Raw genomic sequence first — 22,002 nt, forward strand, 5'->3', positions numbered from 1 at the left:
AAGTAAGGAGAAAGAAAAGCGTACAGATAAAAGGCAGTACCTATCATTTTCTATCCCCTAACTTTAATTATATAGAAGCACCTGCTCCATTATCTGTACTTGGAATCTGTAGGATATTTCAAATTTCACCGTCAACTGCTTCCAGACTTAAAGAAGCTGCTGAAAAGCAAAAATTGCTGCAGGTCAAAAAGAATTACGGGGCTTCAGTACCCAGTAAAAAAGCTATGGAGCTGTGTTTAGACTACAATGATAAGCGGAACAATATTGTCTTTTACCAGGGAAATTACCGATTCCAGTTAATTGATACTATTTTACCTCTTTTTCTTTTTAAAAAGCGGAAAAAACTGAAAACATAAAGGAAAGGTTTATAGTATGAAAAAAATAAAAAACTTTTTGGCCAAAGTTTGATCAAGTTAGGCGCGATTACGCGTTTGTTTCTCTTTGGAACAGAACCGGAGCAAAGCCGGTTTAAAGCTAGGCTATAGCTTCTGCACTACTTGTTTCTTACTTGTCCATTTTTTGGACTAGTTAAAGCGAATAGCTTATACATTGATAGCCATTCAAGCTAAAGCCGGTATAGAATAGCAATTAAGCCTTTCTCCAAAAATTTTTGGATTCTAATCGTTCTTTCAATACAGCCATATCGTCACCCACTTTTCGATCTAGAATTTTTGCATAATGCTGAGTTGTACGAAGATTTTTGTGTCCTAGCATTTTACTCACACTCTCTATAGGAACTCCATTTGCAAGCGTAACAGTAGTTGCAAACGTGTGCCTGGCCAAATGGAATGTAAGATTTTTGTTGATGCCGCAAAGATCTGCTATTTCCTTAATATAAGCATTCGTTTTTTGATTACTTAGAATTGGAAGTAACCGCTTCTCGCTCACATCGGGATGCGAAGAATATTTTTCCAATATAGCCTCTGCCACAGGAAGAATTGGAACGCTGCATCTGGTCTTAGTTTTTGTTCTCTTAGTTTTAATCCATTTATTACCATCAATACCAATTACCACTTCCTTTTCTGAGAGTTTTTTTACCTCAGCATAACTAAGCCCAGTAAAGCAACTAAACGTAAAAATATCTTTAATTAAATCCAGTCGCTCATTTTTAATTTCTTTGGAGATCAGCGCCTGAAGTTCAACTTCAGTTAGAAACTCCCGATCTACCACTTTTAATTTACCTTTCCAGTTCTGAAAAGGGTCTTTTGCTATCCATTCGTTTGATAATGCTATGCGAATGATTTTTTTAAAGTTTGTTACATATTTAATGGCGGAATTATGCGCACAGTTCCTTTCTGTCTTTAAATAATATTCAAAGCCGGTAATAAATTTGAGGTTTACCTCTTTTACGGGAATATCCGAAACTTTGTACTCCTTTTCTATATATTCCCCTACGTGATTTTTAGCCGTTCTATATCTTTCAGCTGTACCGGCGGCAAAATCTTTACCTACAAGTCTATTAACCCGATCATTGTGTTCCTGGAAAATATCCAGAAGCATCCTTTCCTGGTCTTCTTTTTTCTTGTCTTTTCCTAAAAATGTGTCCACCAAGTCCTGAGCAGTAAACTTCGTTCCCTTTTCTAAAAGTTTTTGATGAGATATATAGAGGTCGTTTTCAACTTTGGATAAATATCTATTAAGAATTTTCGCTTTCTCAGTATTCCCCTTGGCCCTTCCTGCTGAAGAATTCCAATCTTCTTTGGAAATTTTTCTACGAAGACTAGTGGCTGCTCGCTTACCTCTTAGTGTGACTCGAAGGTAGATTGGTGATAAAGAATTTTTTGCGCCACCTCTTAGATAAAAAATATGGAAGAAATTTGTATCCATGACTTTAGATTTTTTAGATTAATACATTTCTAAAGTACGAAATTATATCAATCATAAAACACTAAATATCAAATTGTTAAAATATTTTTGTAGGAATATTCATCATAAAGGTGTCACTAATTTCAGTTATTCAAGTGACACCGAATTTGACACCTCCTAGCTTGATATTCTTTGGGATATTTTGAAATATTGTAAAATAAAAAAGCCCCAAAACCATAGGGTTTGAGGCTTTTTGCAATATTTTGTAAGTTAAGTAGCGGAGGAAGAGGGATTCGAACCCCCGGACCTGTTACAGTCAACAGTTTTCAAGACTGCCGCAATCGACCACTCTGCCATTCCTCCAATAAAATGCTAAGCTTTTCTGCTTAGCGGATGCAAATATAACAAGCTTTTACAAATACACACAAGCTTTTCTATAAGTTTTTTCAGGCTTTTCTCAAACCACCTAATTATCAGCCTTTAGCATATTTAATATTTCTTTAGCCCAAAAGTCCCTAATTAATTTCTACATTACTGTTTATTAAGCTTTAACCTCTTTTAAAAAATAAAAACCAGTATATTTTTAAAAGCCTGATGCATTTTAATCCAATGTTTTTATGAGAAAACTGTCATCATCTATTCATCTCCTTTCCTTAATCTTTCTTTTATCCTTTTTAAATATAGACGCCCAGGAACGCTCAAAAAATTTAAATAATCAAGAATTAACATCCAGTAATTTTTACACCTCACGATACAAAGCACAAAATACTTTTGATGGCTTAGGCTATTATAAATTAAACAATCAAACATTTAATTATGAAACCGAAAAACTCCTAATCACTTTAAGCGCGGGCATCCTGGAGCAAAACACTATTTTTAAAAACAAAGCTCCCGGATTTCACGGCAGCTTTAGTGCCAATTTTGAAAACAAATTTAACCAGCGGTTTAGCTTTTATCTTTTTGGCCGATATTTAACTCCGTCCTTTAATCATGAAGAACGAATCAGCACTCCACATATGGATCTTCTGTATCCTCAAACAGAAGTTGGTGCCGGGCTAAGAGGAAATTTTAATAATGTAAATATAGATGTTGGGGCAAGTACCATTTTTGGCAATCAACCCGAGATAAACACTTTATTGCGTACAAAGGTATCGGTGGGGTTTTAATACTTTTTTTGATTAAATTTTTGAGACAGAATAAATTCAATTTTATACTTTTAAACTTATGAAAAAAGTAATTTTAATTTCTGTTGTAATCCTTTTAAGCAATTTCTCATTTGCACAAAAAACAGAATACCGTGAACTTATGGAACAGGATTGGGCCAATCTTAAAAAGTATAAAACTGAAAATGAAAAATTAATTGCAACTAAAAATTATCCCGATGTGGTCTTTATGGGTAATTCCATAACCGAAGGCTGGGTAAATGCACAGCCGCAATTCTTCGAGAAAAATAATTTCGTCGGCCGCGGAATAAGTGGACAAACAACCCCACAAATGCTTATTCGGTTTATGCCAGATGTGGTAGCACTTAATCCCAAAGCGGTAGTAATTCTTGCTGGCACCAACGATATAGCGGGAAACACTGGATTTTCTTCCGTAGAAATGATTACCAATAACATTAAGGCAATGGCACAACTTGCCCAGGCCAATAATATTAAAGTTATTCTTGCTTCTATCCTACCCGTTTACGATTATCCCTGGCGCCCCGGTTTGGAACCTGTTCAAAAAATAGCCGAAATCAATACCTGGTTAGCAAAATTTGCCGGGGAAAATAACCATACTTATCTAGATCTTTTTACTCCGCTAAAAGATAAAAAAGAAGGTTTACCCAAACAATATTCAGAAGATGGGGTTCACCCAAATCTAGCAGGTTATAAAGTTATGGCTCCACTTACAAAAGAAACAATAGAAAAAGTACTAAACTAGCAACAATCACTGGAAAAGCTAATTAAGATTTATGGGAAATATATTCTCAAGTAAATCTTAATTTATTTAAATCTCCATTGTCGGTTGGGAAAAGAATTTTTTGAAGACCTCTCTGAAAATTAATCCGAAACTGCTATCTTGCTGCGACTTTAATAAAAACTTCGGGATTATTTAACGAAGTATCTAATAAAAAAATTACATAAACTATGAAAAAAATGCTTTTAGTGGCCGTAACTGCCGGAGTGGTAGCCTGTGGCACACAAAAAAATGTTGAAAATGCAAACCCGATGGAGTATGCTGAAACCATTACAACATCTGAATTACAAAATAATCTTACCACTTTTGCCAGTGACGAGTACGAAGGTAGAAATACCGGAGAACCGGGACAGAAAAAAGCAGCCGAATTTATTGTCAAGGAATATCAAAAAATGGGGATTGAAGCGCCAGAAGGATATTCAAATTACTACCAGGAAATTCCAACTGAATTCTTTAATGGAAAGCTTAAAGCTTCAGAAAATGTATTGGGATATATTAAGGGAAGTGAAAAACCTGAAGAAATCTTAGTGATCACCTCACATTACGATCACGTAGGAGTTGATGATGAAGGAAATATTTTTAATGGAGCAGACGACGGTGGTTCTGGTCCAATGGCTATCCTGGAAGTTGCTGAGGCGTTTAAAGAAGCTCAAAAAGATGGTTATACTCCTAAAAGATCTATCCTTTTTATCCATTTAACCGGTGAAGAAAAAGGCCTTTTAGGCTCAAAATATTATGTAGAAAATCCTGTATTTCCATTAGCTAATACCGTTGCAAACCTTAATATGGATATGATTGGCCGTATAGACAAGGATCACGAAGGGAACGATAATTATATTTACCTTATTGGAAGTGATAAATTAAGTACAGATCTTCACGAACTTAGTGAAAATGTGAATTCTGAATATATGAATATGGAACTGGATTATACTTATAATGATGAAAATGATCCTAACCGTTTTTATTACCGAAGTGACCATTACAACTTCGCGAAAAATAATATTCCGGTAATTTTTTACTTTAACGGGGTTCACCCAGATTATCACAAACCGACAGATACCGCTGAAAAAATTGAATATGAAGCTTTAAAGAAAAGAGCACAATTAGTTTTTCTTACTGCCTGGGAAATCGCTAACCGCGATGAAAGACTGGTTGTAGATAAAGCTGAAGAATAAATTTTCTTTCGTCAAGCTGAACTTGTTTCAGCTTCTAACTTGTTTTTATTGACAATATCTTAGATCTCCGAAAATTTCGGAGCAGGCTCTGAAATAAATTCAGGATGACATTTAAAACTTTTAAGTATCAACTAAAAAAGCCCCAGAAATTAATTTCCCGGGGCTTTTACCTTTTATTAAATCAATCAAAAATTATTCAGCAGGAAGCAGAACAGTATCTAGCGCGTGAATTACACCATTGGTAGCCTGAACATCGGCTGCGATAACTGTAGAAGTTCTTCCTCTTTCATCGGTAATTACAACATTATCTCCAAGGTTTACGGTAAATTCGCCACCCTGTAAAGTTTCAACCACCATATCATCAGATAGGTCTCCAGATCTTACATTGGCTCCGACAACTACGTGGTAGCTTAAAACAGCTTCTAAAGTTGCAGCATCAATATCTGCAAGAGAATCAACTCCAAGTTCATCTAATAATCCGACAAAAGCATCATTTGTAGGAGCAAAAACAGTAAAAGGAGCAGGAGCTTCACTCATCATAAGTGTTTCAACAAATGTAAAAGACTCTTCTCTTGTTAAGGCCTGTACAAGAACATCAAAATTAGGATCGGCAGTAGCAAAAGTGGTAACATCTGGTAAGCCAATTACAGCATCTACTGCGTGAATTACACCATTATCAGCTTCAACATCTGCAGTAGTTACAGAAGAAACTCCATTAATCGTTACGCCGTCATCAGTATTAATATACATACTTAAAGGTTCTTCTGAAGCTCCCCATACGGCCAAACCTGGAATATAACCTGTACTTAAATCAGCAGCCATAATTGTACCCGGTTGAACGTGGTTTAATAGTACCTGGGTTAATAAGGCTTCAGGTACTTCATCAAGACTATTGAATCCGTTTTCATTTAAAAAGGCTGTAAAAGCAGCATTATCAGGAGCAAAAACAGTATACTCATCGGTACCGGTAAACGTTGAAGTTAAACCTGTCTTTTCTAAAGCAGCAAGTAAAGAAGAATAATTCTCGTTTCCGGCTACAAAATCTGCAATGGTATTAGTTTCAATTTCAATCGCATCATTTTCAGGAAGAAGTACAGTATCTAAAGCGTGAATTACACCATTATTCGCCTGGATATTGGTAGCGATAATTGTTGCTGTTCTTCCATTTTCATCAGTAATAGTTACATTATCTCCCAGGTTGATAGTGAAACTTCCTGTTTCAAGGGTTTCTACCATCATACCATCACTAAGATCACCTGCACGAACATTTGAACTGGCAACTACGTGGTAGGTTAAAATACTGGATAAAAGATCAGCTGGAATATCACCCAAACCTGCTAACTCTAAATCGGCAAGTACATTGGCGAAAGCAGCATTAGTAGGGGCAAAAACAGTAAATGGTGCCGGGGCGTCTGTCATCATTAAAGTTTCTACAAACGTAAACGACTCATCTGCAGTAAGTGCCTGTACAAGAATATCGAAATTAGGATCGGCAGTGGCAAAAGTGGTAACATCAGGCAATCCAATAACGGCATTAACAGCGTGAATCACTCCATTGTCTACTTCCACATCGGCAGTAGTTACGGTTGAAACTCCGTTAATCATTACCCCGTCCTCGGTATTAATATAAAGGCTTAAAGGCGAATCTGAAGCCATACCGGTAGCCATACTTTCAATATAGCCGGTAGAAAGCGCACCAGAGGTGATTTCACCTTCCTGAACGTGGTTTAAAAGAATTTCTGTTAAAACATCTGTGGGCACTTCATCAAGACTACTGAATCCGTTAGCCGACAGAAATGAATTAAAGGCAGCATTGTTTGGGGCAAAAACAGTGTAATTAGCAGAGCCATCTAAAGTAGCATCCAATCCGGTTACTTCTAAAGCTGCCTGTAAAGAGGAGTAATCATCATTTTCGGCCACAAAATCTGCAATTGTGTTTGTTGGCATAATAACATCTCCCCCGTCGTCATCGTCACTACAGGAAAAGAGGCCAAAAGCCAGGAATGCCAGTAGGGCAAGTTTTGTAAATTTAATAGTTTTCATAGTTCTAATTTTTTGTTATAGCGTAAAAGTAAACGAGAAACCCATTATTAATTGTTTAATGTTTGTTAATTATTTTGAGACAATAGTTAAATGTTTAATCAATAGATATTTTATTTAAACAAAATAGTAATTACTTTTTAGCAATTTTATACAATAATTAATCCCTGGTTACGCTTAATCCTATTACTTACTTAAAATTGTATATTTACAAAAATAAAAACCTACGTTATGAAGAAACTTTTTTTAATGCTTTTTAGTATTGCCCTATTAACCTCCTGCAGTGAAGATGATGATGCGAATGGGGAAGATCAAATTCTGGGTTTGTGGTATGCCGTTGAAATAACCAACCCACCAATTCCTGGCTTGGTTTTAAGTGAATGCAACCAGAACTCAAATATCACATTTAATTCAGATTCTTCAACCTATTCAGAATTCCACACCGTTGTAGAAGGGGAATGTGAAATAGAAGACACAACGGAAAGTACCTGGAGTAAAAGCAATGAAATATATACCTTTACTATTCCTTTTGAAGGTCTTGGTCAGGTAAACGGTACTGCGAGGTTTGAAGGTGATACATTTATTTTTACCCCTATAGGTTCTCCAGACACCAGTATTGTTTTTGAAAGATAGCTAAAAACTATATTTTCTAAAAAAGCTATCCAGAATTAAAATTTTGGGTAGCTTTTTTATTTTATCCCTATTACCTTCTCCTCCACCTTTCTCCTAAAATTTCGTAATTTTGCACTCCCTTTTCCGACTTTATGCAGAAAGGATTTCAATTATAGGTTTATGAAAAAGAAAGTAGTCGTAGGTTTATCGGGCGGAGTGGATTCCAGTGTTTCAGCGTATCTTTTGCAACAGCAGGGTTACGAGGTAATTGGGCTTTTTATGAAAAACTGGCACGACGATTCGGTAACTATTTCTGACGAATGTCCCTGGCTGGACGATAGTAACGACGCCATGATGGTAGCCGATAAACTTGGTATACCTTTTCAAACTGTAGATCTTAGCGAGCAATATAAAGAGCGTATTGTTGATTATATGTTTAACGAATACGAACGTGGCCGTACGCCAAATCCCGATGTTCTTTGTAACCGCGAGATCAAATTCGATGTTTTTATGAAAATTGCCCTTTCATTAGGTGCCGATTATGTCGCTACCGGTCACTATTGCCGAAAAGGAGAAATTCAGGAAAACGGGGAAACCATTTATCAATTACTTTCCGGAAAAGACAATAATAAAGACCAGTCTTATTTTCTTTGTCAGCTAACGCAAGAGCAGCTTTCAAAAACCTTATTTCCCATAGGCGAATTACAGAAATCTGAAGTAAGAAAAATTGCTTCAGAACAAAACCTGGTTACTGCCGATAAAAAGGATTCGCAAGGATTATGTTTTATAGGAAAAGTAAGATTACCAGATTTTCTTCAGCAAAAATTACAACCTAAAGAAGGCAAGATCATAGAAATTGAAGCTGAAAAAGACTTATTTTCTGCTGAAATTCCTGAATTCAGCAACAAAAAAGAAGAACTCGATTTTCTTGCTAAAAAATATGAATATTCTACTGCAGATGGAAAAGTTGTAGGAAAACACCAGGGCGCACATTATTTCACCAAAGGTCAACGTAAAGGCCTTGCCGTAGGTGGAACTCCAGAACCACTGTTTGTAATAGATACCGACGTGGTAGATAATGTAATTTATACCGGCCAGGGAAAAAACCACCCAGGAATTTATAGAAGAGGACTTTTTATCAATAAAGACGAAGTGCATTGGGTTAGAAAAGACCTCGCTATAAGTACTGATGATACTTTAAAAGTAAAAGCCAGGATTCGTTACCGCCAACCCTTACAAGATGCAACATTGCATCAAACCGAGGCTGGAATGTATGTGATTTTTGATGAACCTCAAGCTTCAATTACCGAAGGTCAATTTGTAGCCTGGTATGAGGGCGAAGAATTATTAGGTTCGGGGGTTATTTCTTAAATTCGAGGAAAATTTAAGCAATGCCCAACAATAAAATCACTCAGCTTTTTAATATAAAATATCCAATTATCCAGGCCGGTATGGTTTGGGCCAGCGGCTGGAAACTTGCCAGCGCCGTTAGTAATGCCGGCGGATTAGGGATTATTGGCGCAGGCTCTATGTATCCAGAAATTCTTAAAGAACATATTGAAAAATGCAAAAATGCTACCAATAAGCCATTTGCGGTAAACGTACCCCTACTCTATCCAGATATTGATAAGATTATGGAAATTATTATCCAGGAAAAAGTGGAAATAGTTTTTACTTCAGCCGGGAATCCTAAAACCTGGACCAAACATTTACAGGAACACGGAATTAAAGTGGTGCACGTGGTTAGCGGAGTGAAATTCGCACTAAAGTCTCAGGAAGCCGGCGTAGATGCTGTAGTGGCTGAAGGTTTTGAAGCCGGCGGACATAATGGTAGAGATGAAACTACCACTTTTACTTTAATACCAATGGTGAAAGAAAAAATTGATATTCCATTGATTGCCGCAGGCGGAATTGCCACCGGGCGGGGAATGTTGGCAGCAATGGTTTTAGGTGCCGACGCAGTACAGGTAGGTAGCCGATTTGTTGCCACTCCTGAAGCTTCTTCACACCAGAATTTTAAAGAAATGGTGGTGAAAGCCCAGGAAGGTGATACTAAACTGACCCTTAAAGAACTTGCCCCCGTAAGATTACTGAAAAATAAATTCTTTGAAGATGTTCAAAAATTATATGCCGAAAATCCTTCAAAAGAACAACTTATTGAACTTTTAGGTAGGGCTCGCGCTAAAAAAGGAATGTTTGAAGGCGACCTGGAAGAAGGAGAACTTGAAATTGGCCAAATCTCAGGATTAATTCACGAGATAAAACCCGCCGCTGAAATTGTAAAAGAAATGATGGAAGAATTTGAAACTGCGAAGAAAGAAGTTTCAACACTTTAGCTGGAAAATTCACTTAATTTTTCTAATTCCTCCTTTATAAACAAACGCCATTTAAACTCGACTTCCTTATTAATACTGTGGTTGGTTTCTTTATCAAACCTATTTTGCATTTTCCGGCGCTGCTGTTCTATTTCAGAATAAATATCGTTTAATTCTTTTTTCATCTTTGGGCCGGGCTCGTAGTTTTCCAGCGCTTTTCTAAGTTTCCGGGCGTGTAACTCGGTAATATCAAAATGTAATTGCTCGTGTGCTAGCAAATAATCTACCTCTTCAATTTCTTTTACCCAGGAGCGGTTTGGATAAAAGTTGCTTCCTACTTCATAATTAAGTTCTATTCCGCTGCTACTTTCGGTGGCATTCCAGGAGAAGGATAGGCCCGAATTGGTATTCGCTTTATATGGAAGATGCTTTTTAGGACTTGCTTTAAAATCGTTCCAGCTTAAAGATTCTTCTGCAATCCAGCTTATTTTATCATTTTCCTGCGCAAAAACCTGTACAGAGAAGATTAAAATTAGAAGGAAACGGCAGCCTTTCATAAATAATTAAAGCTAATGAGCTTCTCCATATCTGGATGAAGACTTTGTAGAACCGGGCACGTTTTTGCAGTATGTTCCAGGATTTTCTTCGATTTTTCCGAATATTTTTCGGGAAAAGTTATTGCAATTTCCACTTTAGAGATTCTCCTGGGATTTGCCTCCATGGTTTTAGTAACTTCAGCCGTAGTGCCTTCTAAATTGAGTTTTAGATCTTCGGCTTTAATTCCCATAACAGTAAGCATACAACTCGCTAAAGCAGTGGCCACAGTGTCTGTAGGAGAAAACGCCTCGCCTTTACCGTGGTTATCGGTTGGGGCATCGGTAATAATTTTAGCACCACTTTTAAGGTGTTCGGCCTCAGTCCTTAAACTCCCGGTATAAATTACTTTGCTGGTCATTGACAACTTTTAAATTAAGTTCCTCATCTAAACTCATAATATAAACGGCATCATTAAAGAAACCGCCATTGCGTTTTGAAGTATAATGAAATTTATTCTCGTGGTATTCGGTAAAACCGGTATACTTTTCAAAAGAATCGTAAAGATCTTCAGCAGAAGCTAATCTCAATAGCACATCCATAGTAAGATCGTAACCTCTAATTACATATTGATTGGGAATCATATCAAATTCCTCTTTATAAGCTTCTATAAACTCTTCTGAAGATGCTGTGTCAAATTCCTTGTCTACCGAAGGATAATGGAAATTAAGTCGGCCTAAATGCTCATTATCTACATTATCATCTTCGTAACCACTATTCTTCTCTGTAGTAAATAATTTAATTTGGTGGTTTCTTGCCAAACGGTTTAATGCTGAAGTTGCACTACTCAACAAACCAACATTAGAAGACTCAAGAATTACCCAGTTTTCCTGGGTTTCTGAAAGTTGAGCCTGAATTTTTTCTGCACTTAAATAATTCGCTGAAGGAAGAATTACTCTTGAATTTGGTAAAACTTGAGTCAGTTCATTCTTTACCTGGTTTTTAGCTCCATCGGCAATAATAACTATATTTTTGCCCCCCGAATTTTTCTGCAGGTAATCGAACATCGCATTTTTCAGAATTTCATCGGTTGGACGGGACTGAAAGAGATTTGGATAAGATCGCATCTCGCGGTTGGACAACGGACTTATTACCGGAACATTATACTGCGTTAATTTAGAAGCCGTAGCCTCTATGGTATTTTGTAACAATGGTCCAATTACAGCATCTACCTTACTAAAATTGTTGCTATTAATAATATTTGTAACCTCCTGCACACTTCTACGAGTATCAAAAGTTTTAAGCTGAGTAGAAATTCCAAGGCTTTTCGCTTCTTCCACCGCCATAAGTACACCACTATAAAAATCCAGGGAAATACGCAAAACCCGATCTTCTAAAATCGCGTCTTTATAATTAGCAATAGAATCCTGGTCTATTTGATTTAAATTATAGGGCAAAAAGACTACCAGTTGTTTTGTGTCAAAATTGCTTAGCTTATTAGTTAAATCTAACCTTTCACCTGCATCTGTACCATCGGTATCACTCGCTAATTCTTCGGTTTCGCCTTCTTCAAGATTTCCTTCTCCTGCACCGGTATTGGGCACTTTTAAAACCATTCCTATTTTCAAACCATCTTCTAAAGCCGGGTTTAAAGAAATTAGCGAATCCTGCGGAACATCAAACTTTCTTGAAAGTCCGAATAAAGTTTCTTTAGGTTTTACCTCATAAAATTCAAAAACCTCATCGGTTAGAATTACCGGTTCGTTTAAAACATCGGTACCCACACGAATCATTACGCCGGGTTGTAATACATCTACTTTTGGATTTAATTCCTCAAGTTCTTTTACTGTAAGGCCATATTTACGGGCAATCCCATATTTTGTTTCCTTAGGTAAAACAACGTGCTCACGGGTTTCAGAAATTTGTGGTTTATTGGCGGCTGGAATATCTAAATCTCTAGAAGAAGCTATTTCAGTATTTGTAGTGCCTTTTTTTCGCTGCGGAATTAAAATCTCTTCACCACGCTGCAATTCTTCAGAATAAAGGTGCTTATTAAACCTTTTAATCTCATCAATTTCAACATTATAGTCCTTTGAAAGTCTATATAAGGTTTCTTTTCGCTTTACCGTATGGGTAATAAACTGAATATCTTCAGTTTCAGCTGAAACTTCTTTCTCCTGCTGACTTAACGGGATCACTAATTTTGAAGATACCTCTAGACTGCCTTTAGCATCGGGATTGTATTTATAGATCGCTTCTTCTGAAATATTATAAGCTTTAGCGATACTGTAAACAGTTTCCCCGGCTTCTACCGTATGGTATTTAAATTCCTGCGCTGATGCCGAAAGAGTAGACAGCTGAAATAAAAAACAAACTATTAAAAGGTACTTCATATTTATTGGTTTAATCTCTCAAAGAGAGTTTAATTAAGCTCAAATTTTATTCCCATTCTATAGTAGCCGGTGGTTTTGAGCTTATATCATACACTACTCTATTAACGCCTTTAACCCGATTTATTATAGTATTCGAGGTTTTTTGCAAAAATTCGTAAGGTAAATTCACCCAGTCTGCCGTCATTCCATCGGTAGATTCTACGGCCCTTAAAGCTACTACTTTCTCATAAGTACGCTCATCTCCCATAACTCCTACAGAGCTTACCGGTAGCAATATAGCGCCGGCTTGCCATACTTTATCATACAACATCCAATCTCTTAATCCCTGGATAAAAATATGATCAACTTCCTGCAAAATACGAACTTTTTCAGCAGTAATATCTCCCAGAATCCTAATAGCAAGTCCCGGTCCTGGAAACGGGTGTCTTCCCAGTAATTCCTTATTAATTCCCATTTCAGCACCTACTCTTCGCACTTCATCTTTAAAAAGCATTTTTAAAGGTTCTACCACCTTTAGCTTCATAAAATCTGGTAATCCCCCAACATTATGATGTGACTTTATTGTTGCTGAAGGTCCGCCATTTACCGAAACCGACTCAATAACATCGGGATAAATAGTTCCCTGGGCTAAGTAAGTAACATCTTTAATTTGGTGCGCTTCATCGTCAAAAACTTCAATAAACGCATTTCCAATAGCTTTTCGTTTTTCTTCGGGATCACTTACTCCTGCAAGGGCATCCAGAAATCGTGCCGAAGCATCAACACCCTTTACGTTTAGTCCCATATCTTTATACTGGTCTAAAACGCTTTCAAATTCTCCTTTACGAAGCAAACCGTTATTTACAAAGATGCAATACAGGTTTTTCCCGATGGCTTTATGCAATAAAACCGCAGCAACACTAGAATCTACACCACCACTTAAACCTAAAACTACTTTATCGTTTCCTATTTTTTCCTTTAATTCTGAAACTGTTAGATCAACAAATTTACCCGGAGTCCAGGTTTGTGCTACATCGGCAATTTTCACTAAAAAGTTTTCCAGCAATTGTTTCCCGTCTGTAGAGTGATAAACTTCAGGATGAAATTGTATTCCAAAAGTTTGTTCGCCCTCAATTCGGTAAGCTGCATTAAGAACATCTGTAGTACTGGCAATTCTCACGCTGTTTGCCGGCAATTCTTTTATGGTATCACTATGGCTCATCCAAACCTGTGAGTTTTCCATAATCCCGTTAAACAAGGTTTCACCATCTTTTATTACCGAAAGATTTGCTCTACCATATTCCCTGGTTTCCGAAGCTTCTACTTTTCCGCCGTGGAAATGCGCAAAATATTGCGCTCCATAACATACTGCCAGGATTGGCAGTTTCCCACGAATCTTAGAAAGATCTGGATGCGGAGCATCTTCTCCCCGTACAGAAAACGGACTCCCCGAAAGGATTACCGCTTTAAAGCTGGAAATATCGTCTGGAATTTTGTTGAATGGAACAATTTCGCAGTAAATATTGAGTTCTCTAACACGCCTTGCAATCAGTTGCGTGTACTGCGAGCCGAAGTCTAAAATGAGTACGTTTTTTTGCATAGGCAAAAGTAAGAATTTGAGCCAAAAATAAAATAACCAGCGGGTTTATTTTCTATCTTTATTCTGAATAAAATTTTATCAAAAATGAAATATATAAGTGCCATAATATTTGCCATCGCCATTGTACTTGCTGCGTGGTTCCTGGGAGAATCCTATGTAAGTCGTGCAAATCCAGACGGCGTAATCTCGGTAACCGGCTCAGGAAGTGAAAATTTTACTTCAGATCTAATTGTATGGGAAGGTAGTTTTAGCCGTATGAGCGCCAACCTGGAACAGGCCTACAATGAATTAAACCGAGATAAAGAAACTGTTAGAACTTACCTTATTGAAAAAGGAATCAACGAAGATAATATTGTCTTTAATTCGGTGCAAACCTCAGAGCAACGTGAAAATCAGTATCAGAATGGAAATTATGTAGGTAGCATCTTCCAGGGTTATCAACTTACCCAAAATGTAAAAATTGAATCAAATGATGTAGAATTGGTAGAAGGAGTTGCGCGCGAGATTACTGAATTACTCAATAAAGGCGTACAATTTAACTCTACACCTCCAAGATATTATTACACTAAAATAGCCGATTTAAAAATTGAAATGATCTCTAAAGCTACTGAAGATGCCCGATTAAGAGCAGAACGAATTGCTGAGAATAGCGGTGGAAGTTTAGGCGAACTAAAAAATGCAAATATGGGCGTTTTCCAAATCACCGGTCAAAACAGCGGCGAAGATTACAGCTGGAGCGGCACCTACAATACCGCAGATAAAAAGAAAACCGCATCTATTACAATGCGGTTAGATTATGAGATTGATTAAAGTAAGATTTTAAAACAATTGTCATCCTGAATTCATTTCAGAGCCTGCTCCGAAATTTATGCGGAGATCTAACATTATATCGAATAATAACACATATTAGAAGCTGAAACAAGTTCAGCTTGACGGATATAGAACTATTTCTAATCCATAGTATCTAAAATCATATCAATATCTTCTTCAGTAGTATCAGGATTGATAAAACAAAAACGAACTACGGTTTCTTTTTTCCAGGTAGTTGGTGTAACCAAAGCCAGGCCTTCCCGATGATTTTTATACGTCCAGTCTTTATATTCTTCAGGACTCCATCCTTTTCTTCGGAATAAAACCACAGATAAACTCGCAGGTCTAACCAATTCCAGGTTATCCCGCTCTTCAATCTTTTTAGCGGCTTTTTTAGCAAGTTCAATTCCGGTTTCAATGGCCTGACGGTATTTATTCGTACCGTGCATCGCTAAAGAAAACCAAAGAGGCATTCCCCTAACTCTTCTTGTTAACTGAATTTGATAATCAGCCGGATTGAAACCCTGGGCTCCTTCATCTTTAAAAATTTCTAAATAAGCGCCTTTTTGGGAATGCGCATTTTTCGCCAATTCCAGGTCTTTATATATAACCGCTCCACAATCGTAAGGAGAAAATAGCCATTTATGCGGATCTATCGTAATACTATCGGCACGCTCCACTCCATTAAACAAATGTCTTACCGAAGGTGCTGCCAAAGCGCCACCACCGTATGCACAATCTACGTGAAACCACACATTTTCTTTTTCACAAACATCGGCAATGGTATCTAATTGATCTATAATACCTGCATTTGTGGTTCCACCGGTAGCGACTACTGCAAAAAGTCGATTTCGGTCTTTTTCTTCCAGTTCATTTATCGCGTTTTGCAATTCACGGCCGGTAAGATTTTCTTCTTCACAATCTATCATCACTACATCGGCATCAATCACCTTTGCCATCGCCTGTATAGAACTATGTGCTCCGTGAGACGTAAGCATTAAAGCTTTTTTCCCTACGTTCTGGCTATCTCTTGAACGCCATGCTTCTCGCGCTGCCACCATAGCCGAAAGATTTGCAGCTGTGCCACCGCTGGTAAACACGCCAAAAGCGCCCTCGGGTAACCCTGTAAGTGAAACCAGCCATTTCATCGCCTGGTTTTCACAAAAAATTCCGCCGGCACCTTCCATCCAGTAAGCACCGTGAATGCTGGAAGCGGAGGTCACTAAATCGAACATAATTGCCGCCCGTGTTGGTGCAGCGGGTACAAAGGCCAAATGCCTTGGATGATCTATTGGCACCGTGGCTTTCACCAAAACATCGCGAAAAAGCTGGAAAGCATTCTCTCCGCCAATCCCTTCAGGAGTTACGGTTTCACCAACAATTCTAAATAATTCTTCTTCTTTTTTTGGGGCTCCCATTTCGGGAGTAATGTTAGAGATACGGTCTATGGCATATTTCATAACGTCTAGCGTCATTTCTACCAGGTCCATATCTATGGTATGCATTTTATTCTTTTCCAAAAGTCAAAATTTTAAATTCCGCTTGTAGCGGGTCTAATTCTTTTAATAATACTGAAATCAATTCGGAACCGTATTCGGCATAAATTTCCGAAAAATTGGTCTGGCGTTCCTGTAGACCTTTATTCGGAAAGAGTTCATTTTGAAGCTCTGCAATTCTACTTACCTCATCTTCCAGTTTTCGTTTTTGTGCTTTTAAAAGACGTTTTTCGAGCTTATCGAGGCCTTTTAATTGTTTTACTTCCTGGGCTTTTACTGCGCCAAGAAAAGATTTATCGGTTTTCTCTGCGAGCTCATACATTTGCTGAAATTGCGCCACCAAATGTTCTTTCTGCTCAGAAAAATCAATATCTATATTAGAAATTTGTCGAACCTTTCTATTGATAAGTTCGTGCTGTTTTAGAAACAATTCTTTGTTTGAAATATTTAATTTCTTTCGCTTTTCATCCAGTTTTGCTGATTGGATCAAAGCCGAATTCCGAAGCAATAAAACCGGAAAAACAACATTTTCGGCTTTAAAATATTCTTTTAATTCCAACCAATATGCGATCTCTCCGCCACCACCTATATAACAAAGGTTGGGTAAAATCACTTCCTGATATAAAGGACGAAGCATCACATTTGGACTAAATTTTTCCGGAAATTCTTTTAATTCCTCCAGGATTTCATTCTTGTTGAATTTAATTTCGGTTTCGTGCACAAAATATTCGCCATCTCTTTCAATAATGCGTTCGCGTAAACCATCGTTTAAATAAAACAGATTGATTTCCCTTGGGTTAACCTGAACATTATACCCAAGTTCATTCAATTTTTCGGCAGTCTCCGTGGTAGTTTTATGAGAAATTTGTTCTAAAAGTTCATTTTCCGCATACGGGATAAAAAGCTTTTTGAGTTCTTTTTGCTGCGCATCCAGTATCACCAATCCTTCTTCCTTAAAAAGTTCATTGGCGAGATATAAAGTTGCCTCGGCAAGATTATCGTGCTGCAGGTAAGATTTTTTAAACAATTCCTTTAAATAATCGGCATCCTTCCCGCCACCAATTTCGGCTGAAAAAAGTTTAAAAACATCTTCAAGGCCATCGGTAGACAAATTTCCTACGGCATCATTTTCAGCATTTTTCGGCGCATTGGCCCACTGAAATTTCTTTCCGTTTAAATTAAAGAAATTGATCTCCTCAAAATCGTGATCTTCGGTGGCCATCCAATACACCGGCACGAAATTATTTTCAGGATATTTTTCTTTTAATTTTCGGGTAAGATTAATTGTGGAGACAATTTTATATAAAAAATAAAGCGGACCGGTAAATAAATTAAGTTGATGCCCGGTTACTACGGTAAAGGTTTTTTCTTCTGCCAGCGCATCAATATTTCTTTGAGTGGCTTCTGAAATTTCCAACCCGGCATATTGCTCTTTTAAAGCTTTTACCAGAATTTCTCGATTTTTTATCGGAAAAGAAGACTTTTCTTCTATTTGCGCTTTAAAATTCTCCAGGTCTGGGAAACGATTATAGAAAGTTTTTAATTCCTCTTTTTCAGCGAGATAATCTAAAATAAGCTCGGTAAAATAATTGGTTTCTTTGTACGGAATACACTCGGTTGGCATTAGCAATTTTTTGGATGGTAAAGATACCGAAGTTAAGAATTTTATTCGCTAATTTTTAGTTAATTTGGCGCTAGATACTGCTTTTACTCGATAAGTAGTGGTATGTATTTGTGAATTTGCTTAAAGCCGTCATCCTGAATTTATTTCAGGATCTAAGATCTTATTAAAATGAAACAGGTTAGAAGCTGAAACAAGTTCAGCTTGACGAGAACAAGATTTAATCGCTTATCGAGAAACCCGAGGTAGTTTACAAACGCATTCAACATTTAAAATCAATCAATGAAATCAACTTTACTTGCAGTCGTCTTTCTTTTTTTAGGTTTACAAATCAACGCGCAATTACAAAGTCCGGAAGAATTCCTGGGTTATGAAATTGGCGAGCAATTCTCCCGCCACGCTGATGTGGTGAATTATTTTGAACAGGTAGCTAAAAATTCTCCGCTGGTTGAATATCATACTTACGGAAAAACCAACGAAAGGCGTCCACTTACCTATGCGGTGATTTCCTCGGAAGAAAATTTGCAGAATCTGGAAGAAATTAGAAACAATCATCTTGGAAATACAGGTATCATTGAAACTGAAGCAAAAGCTGATAAGGCCATTGTTTGGTTAAGTTATAACGTGCACGGCAATGAAGCTTCCAGTACCGAAGCAGCGATGAAAACCTTATATGCCTTGATCACCGAAAAACAGGATTGGCTAAAAAATACCGTGGTGATTATAGATCCCAATGTAAATCCTGATGGGCGAGATAGATACGTAAACTGGTACAACCAGGTAAAAGCTGAGCCTTACAGCCCATTGCAAGCAGCAACAGAACATCACGAACCCTGGCCGGGCGGAAGACCGAATCATTATTTGTTTGACCTTAACCGCGACTGGGCCTGGGCCACGCAGGTGGAAACCCAACAACGGCTTAAAATCTATAACCAGTGGATGCCACATATTCACGTAGATTTTCACGAACAGGGCATTAATGAGCCTTATTATTTTGCTCCCGCCGCAGAGCCTTTTCACGAAATTATCACTCCATTCCAAAGGGAATTTCAAACCGAAATAGGAAAAAACCACGCCCAATATTTTGATAAAGAAGGCTGGTTATTTTTCACCAAAGAACGTTTTGATTTGTTGTACCCAAGTTATGGCGACACCTACCCAACTTATATGGGAGCAATTGGAATGACCTACGAACAGGCGGGTCACGGGCGTGCCGGATTGGGGATTAATACCGATGAAGGTTACGAACTTACCTTAAAAGACCGTGTAGCGCACCATCACACCACCGGGTTGTCAACTATTGAAGTAGCAACCAAAAATATTGATGCTTTAAATACTGAATTCAAAAAGTATTTTGATAATGAAGATTTAGAATACAAATCTTACGCGGTAAAAGGAAATGCAGATAAAATTGCTTCACTAAAAAGTTTGCTCGAAAAACACGAAATCAAGTATCAAAATGCGGCTTCGGGAAGGATAAATGGATTTAATTATATAGAAGGAAAAACTGGCAGATTCAATGCCGATGAAAACACCCTGGTAATTAATACAAACCAGCCAAAAGGTAAGATGGTAAACGTACTTTTTGAACCTTCCACTACCCTAACCGATTCTCTAACCTATGATATTACTGCCTGGAGTTTGCCTTATGCTTACGGTTTAGAAGCAGTAGCGAGCACACGCGAAGTTTCTTCAGAAGCAAATTCTACAAATGCCGAAATTACAAATACGGCAAACCCATCGGGAGCTGGTTATGTTTCAAAATGGAATGCCATGCAGGATGCCCAATTTTTAGCCGAATTGCTAAAGGAAAATATTAAGGTGCGTTTTAGTGAAATTCCTTTTAAAAGTGAAGGAAAAGATTTTGATCGTGGTAGCTTGATTATTACAAAAAGTGATAATAAGACTAAAGAAGATTTTGACAACATTGTAGTTGAAATTGCTAATAAACATCAGAGAGATCTTGTTTCGGCTAGCACCAGTTTCGCTGGTAGCGGACCCGATTTTGGCTCTCCGGAAGTAAAACTTATCAATCCGCCAAAAGTTGCGGTTTTAAAAGGCGAAAGCACTTCTTCTTTAAATTATGGCGAGATCTGGTACTTTTTCGAACAGGATCTTAATTATCCTCTCACCTCTTTAAGTACCGATTATTTTGAGAATATTGACCTTGCTCAATTTGATGTGCTGATAATGCCGGAAGGTAATTACACTGATATTTTAGATGAAGATACCTTGAAAAAGGTAAAAGACTGGGTTAGCAATGGCGGGAAACTTATCGCGATTGGCAGCGCTGCGGGAACTTTTGCCGGAAAAGACGATTTTGTTCTTAAAGAAAACAAATCTGAAACCAAAGATTCAACGGCCACGGGAAATTTAATTCCGTATGCACAAAGAGAGCGAGAAGCCGCGAAAGATATGATTACAGGGAGCATTATAAAAACCAAATTGGATAATACTCATCCTATGGCTTTTGGCTACGGCGACACCTATTTGAGTTTAAAATTAAGTAGTGACAGCTACAAACTCCTGGATAAAGGATTTAATGTTTCCTACGTTCAACAACCGGAAATAGTTGCAGGTTTTGCTGGGGATTCTGCTATTAAAAATTTTAAAAACTCACTTGTTTTCGGTGAAGAAAGAATGGGAAGCGGAAGTATTATTTATATGGTAGATAATCCCTTATTCCGGGCATTCTGGGAGAACGGGAAATTGTTCTTCGCAAATTCCGTTTTCTTTGTGAATAATAATAAATTCAGACTTTAAAAGATTAGAATTCTTTTGCCACGAATGCACGAATAATTTTATTGAATTATCCTGCGAGGTTTCTTTTAACCTCGTAGGTATTTTTCTTAACGAAACTCTTTCTCTTACCACAAATTCACTAATTTATTCTACGCTCATTTGGGGGTTTTTAAGCTTAAAATTTAAAGTAAACAACAAACGCTAAACAGGTCTGGCAATGATAAAACCTAATATTCGTGTATTCGTGGCTTTTTATATTTAGGACTCCAAATGATTTAATTCTGAAACAATCGAAATAAACACTAATTTTGGTTTGCTAAAATTGAACTTAATGAAATTCAGAATTATACTTTTACTGCTTTGCAGCTTTGCAATTTCTCAAAATATCCAATCCCAGGAACCAACCGATTTTAATGTAGATTTTGAAACATACACCTTAGAAAATGGCTTAAACGTTATTTTTCACGTAGATAAATCAGATCCCGTTGTAGCGGTAGCGTTAACCGCCCACGTAGGTTCTGCCCGAGAGAAAGAAGGCCGAACCGGTTTTGCCCATCTTTTTGAGCATTTACTTTTTTTAGAATCTGAAAATCTTGGAAAAGGTGGCCTTGATAAACTAAGCGCGAGAATTGGAGGCTCTGGTGCCAATGGTTCTACCAGCCGGGATCGCACCAATTATTTTCAAACCGTACCAAAAGACGCTTTGGAAAAAATGATCTGGGCTGAAGCCGATAAACTCGGGTATTTTATCAATACGGTTACAGAACCCGTGCTTGCCAAAGAAAAACAGGTAGTAAAAAATGAAAAAAGACAGGGTGTGGATAACCGCCCTTATGGCCATACTATGTATGTGATCGATAAGAATTTATATCCCGAAGATCATCCATATAACTGGCAGGTAATTGGCTCGCTAGAAG

The 22,002-nt window shown here is 37.5% G+C and carries 18 protein-coding genes and 1 tRNA gene; 10 read left to right on the forward strand and 9 right to left on the reverse strand.

The genetic code is table 11. From position 1 onward, the window contains the following. Nucleotides 1–356, forward strand: a 356-nt coding sequence (locus AACZ30_RS06975) for a hypothetical protein (protein WP_339648468.1), incomplete at its 5' end; no start/stop codon positions are given. A gap of 232 nt (nucleotides 357–588) precedes the next feature. Here AACZ30_RS06975 and AACZ30_RS06980 read toward each other — a convergent pair. Beyond that, nucleotides 589–1,827, reverse strand: coding sequence for a site-specific integrase (locus tag AACZ30_RS06980; protein WP_057481325.1), 1,239 nt, complete (start codon nucleotides 1,825–1,827; stop codon nucleotides 589–591). A gap of 257 nt (nucleotides 1,828–2,084) precedes the next feature. After that, nucleotides 2,085–2,169: transfer RNA gene (locus AACZ30_RS06985), tRNA-Ser, on the reverse strand. A gap of 254 nt (nucleotides 2,170–2,423) precedes the next feature. Between AACZ30_RS06985 and AACZ30_RS06990 the strand changes: the two genes are divergently transcribed. The 3 genes from AACZ30_RS06990 (at nucleotide 2,424) to AACZ30_RS07000 (ending at nucleotide 4,943) form a co-directional block, all read left to right on the forward strand. Then, a complete protein-coding gene (locus AACZ30_RS06990) occupies nucleotides 2,424–2,972 on the forward strand; it encodes a hypothetical protein (RefSeq protein ID WP_339648472.1) in 549 nt (182 codons plus the stop codon). 58 nt (nucleotides 2,973–3,030) lie between these two features. Next, entirely contained in the window at nucleotides 3,031–3,732 is a 702-nt protein-coding gene (locus AACZ30_RS06995) for an SGNH/GDSL hydrolase family protein (protein ID WP_339648474.1), read from the forward strand. A gap of 206 nt (nucleotides 3,733–3,938) precedes the next feature. After that, the gene (locus tag AACZ30_RS07000) at nucleotides 3,939–4,943 is read left to right on the forward strand and encodes a M28 family metallopeptidase (protein WP_225571820.1); all 1,005 of its coding nucleotides are present in this window, start codon (nucleotides 3,939–3,941) and stop codon (nucleotides 4,941–4,943) included. A 192-nt stretch (nucleotides 4,944–5,135) separates the two neighbouring features. Here AACZ30_RS07000 and AACZ30_RS07005 read toward each other — a convergent pair whose 3' ends face one another. After that, on the reverse strand, nucleotides 5,136–6,986 hold the full coding sequence (locus tag AACZ30_RS07005) for a fasciclin domain-containing protein (RefSeq protein ID WP_339648475.1): 1,851 nt from the start codon (nucleotides 6,984–6,986) through the stop codon (nucleotides 5,136–5,138). A gap of 228 nt (nucleotides 6,987–7,214) precedes the next feature. On the opposite strand from AACZ30_RS07005, the gene AACZ30_RS07010 reads away from it, so the two are divergent. The 3 genes from AACZ30_RS07010 to AACZ30_RS07020 all read left to right on the forward strand — a co-directional run bounded on the left by AACZ30_RS07010 (nucleotide 7,215) and on the right by AACZ30_RS07020 (nucleotide 9,931). After that, complete coding sequence (locus AACZ30_RS07010) at nucleotides 7,215–7,616, forward strand: lipocalin family protein (RefSeq protein ID WP_339648477.1); 402 nt, start codon at nucleotides 7,215–7,217, stop codon at nucleotides 7,614–7,616. Nucleotides 7,617–7,775: 159 nt separating this feature from the next. Further along, nucleotides 7,776–8,966: a tRNA 2-thiouridine(34) synthase MnmA gene (gene mnmA / locus AACZ30_RS07015; RefSeq protein WP_339648479.1), complete on the forward strand. Its 1,191-nt coding sequence runs from the start codon at nucleotides 7,776–7,778 to the stop codon at nucleotides 8,964–8,966. 20 nt (nucleotides 8,967–8,986) lie between these two features. Further along, nucleotides 8,987–9,931 (forward strand): nitronate monooxygenase, encoded by a 945-nt coding sequence (locus AACZ30_RS07020; RefSeq protein WP_339648480.1) that lies wholly within the window; start codon nucleotides 8,987–8,989, stop codon nucleotides 9,929–9,931. Here AACZ30_RS07020 and AACZ30_RS07025 read toward each other — a convergent pair. From AACZ30_RS07025 to guaA, 4 genes are read right to left on the reverse strand one after another with little or no spacing between them, the layout of a single operon-like run. Beyond that, complete coding sequence (locus tag AACZ30_RS07025; RefSeq protein WP_339648481.1) at nucleotides 9,928–10,467, reverse strand: DUF922 domain-containing protein; 540 nt, start codon at nucleotides 10,465–10,467, stop codon at nucleotides 9,928–9,930. The two genes, AACZ30_RS07020 and AACZ30_RS07025, sit on opposite strands and share 4 nt — an antisense overlap. Continuing rightward, complete coding sequence (locus AACZ30_RS07030; protein ID WP_339648483.1) at nucleotides 10,464–10,865, reverse strand: OsmC family protein; 402 nt, start codon at nucleotides 10,863–10,865, stop codon at nucleotides 10,464–10,466. The genes AACZ30_RS07025 and AACZ30_RS07030 overlap by 4 nt, the downstream gene beginning before the upstream one ends. Continuing rightward, nucleotides 10,825–12,837 (reverse strand): LysM peptidoglycan-binding domain-containing protein, encoded by a 2,013-nt coding sequence (locus tag AACZ30_RS07035; RefSeq protein WP_339648485.1) that lies wholly within the window; start codon nucleotides 12,835–12,837, stop codon nucleotides 10,825–10,827. The genes AACZ30_RS07030 and AACZ30_RS07035 overlap by 41 nt, the downstream gene beginning before the upstream one ends. A 46-nt stretch (nucleotides 12,838–12,883) precedes the next feature. Further along, a complete protein-coding gene (gene guaA, locus AACZ30_RS07040) occupies nucleotides 12,884–14,416 on the reverse strand; it encodes a glutamine-hydrolyzing GMP synthase (protein WP_339648486.1) in 1,533 nt (510 codons plus the stop codon). An 84-nt stretch (nucleotides 14,417–14,500) separates the two neighbouring features. On the opposite strand from guaA, the gene AACZ30_RS07045 reads away from it, so the two are divergent. Then, a complete protein-coding gene (locus tag AACZ30_RS07045) occupies nucleotides 14,501–15,226 on the forward strand; it encodes an SIMPL domain-containing protein (RefSeq protein WP_339648487.1) in 726 nt (241 codons plus the stop codon). Nucleotides 15,227–15,366: 140 nt separating this feature from the next. On the opposite strand, the gene AACZ30_RS07050 is transcribed toward AACZ30_RS07045, so the two are convergent. Further along, nucleotides 15,367–16,731: an aminotransferase class V-fold PLP-dependent enzyme gene (locus AACZ30_RS07050; RefSeq protein ID WP_339648492.1), complete on the reverse strand. Its 1,365-nt coding sequence runs from the start codon at nucleotides 16,729–16,731 to the stop codon at nucleotides 15,367–15,369. 1 nt (nucleotide 16,732) lies between these two features. Further along, entirely contained in the window at nucleotides 16,733–18,346 is a 1,614-nt protein-coding gene (gene bshC / locus AACZ30_RS07055; protein WP_339648488.1) for a bacillithiol biosynthesis cysteine-adding enzyme BshC, read from the reverse strand. A gap of 279 nt (nucleotides 18,347–18,625) precedes the next feature. Between bshC and AACZ30_RS07060 the strand changes: the two genes are divergently transcribed. Both AACZ30_RS07060 and AACZ30_RS07065 read left to right on the forward strand, forming a co-directional pair. Further along, nucleotides 18,626–21,106: a M14 family metallopeptidase gene (locus AACZ30_RS07060; RefSeq protein ID WP_339648490.1), complete on the forward strand. Its 2,481-nt coding sequence runs from the start codon at nucleotides 18,626–18,628 to the stop codon at nucleotides 21,104–21,106. Nucleotides 21,107–21,416: 310 nt separating this feature from the next. Beyond that, the coding region (locus AACZ30_RS07065) for an insulinase family protein (protein WP_339648491.1) at nucleotides 21,417–22,002 on the forward strand (586 nt) is incomplete at its 3' end.

It is taken from the genome of uncultured Salegentibacter sp. (assembly GCF_963972535.1).
Taxonomy (GTDB): domain Bacteria; phylum Bacteroidota; class Bacteroidia; order Flavobacteriales; family Flavobacteriaceae; genus Salegentibacter.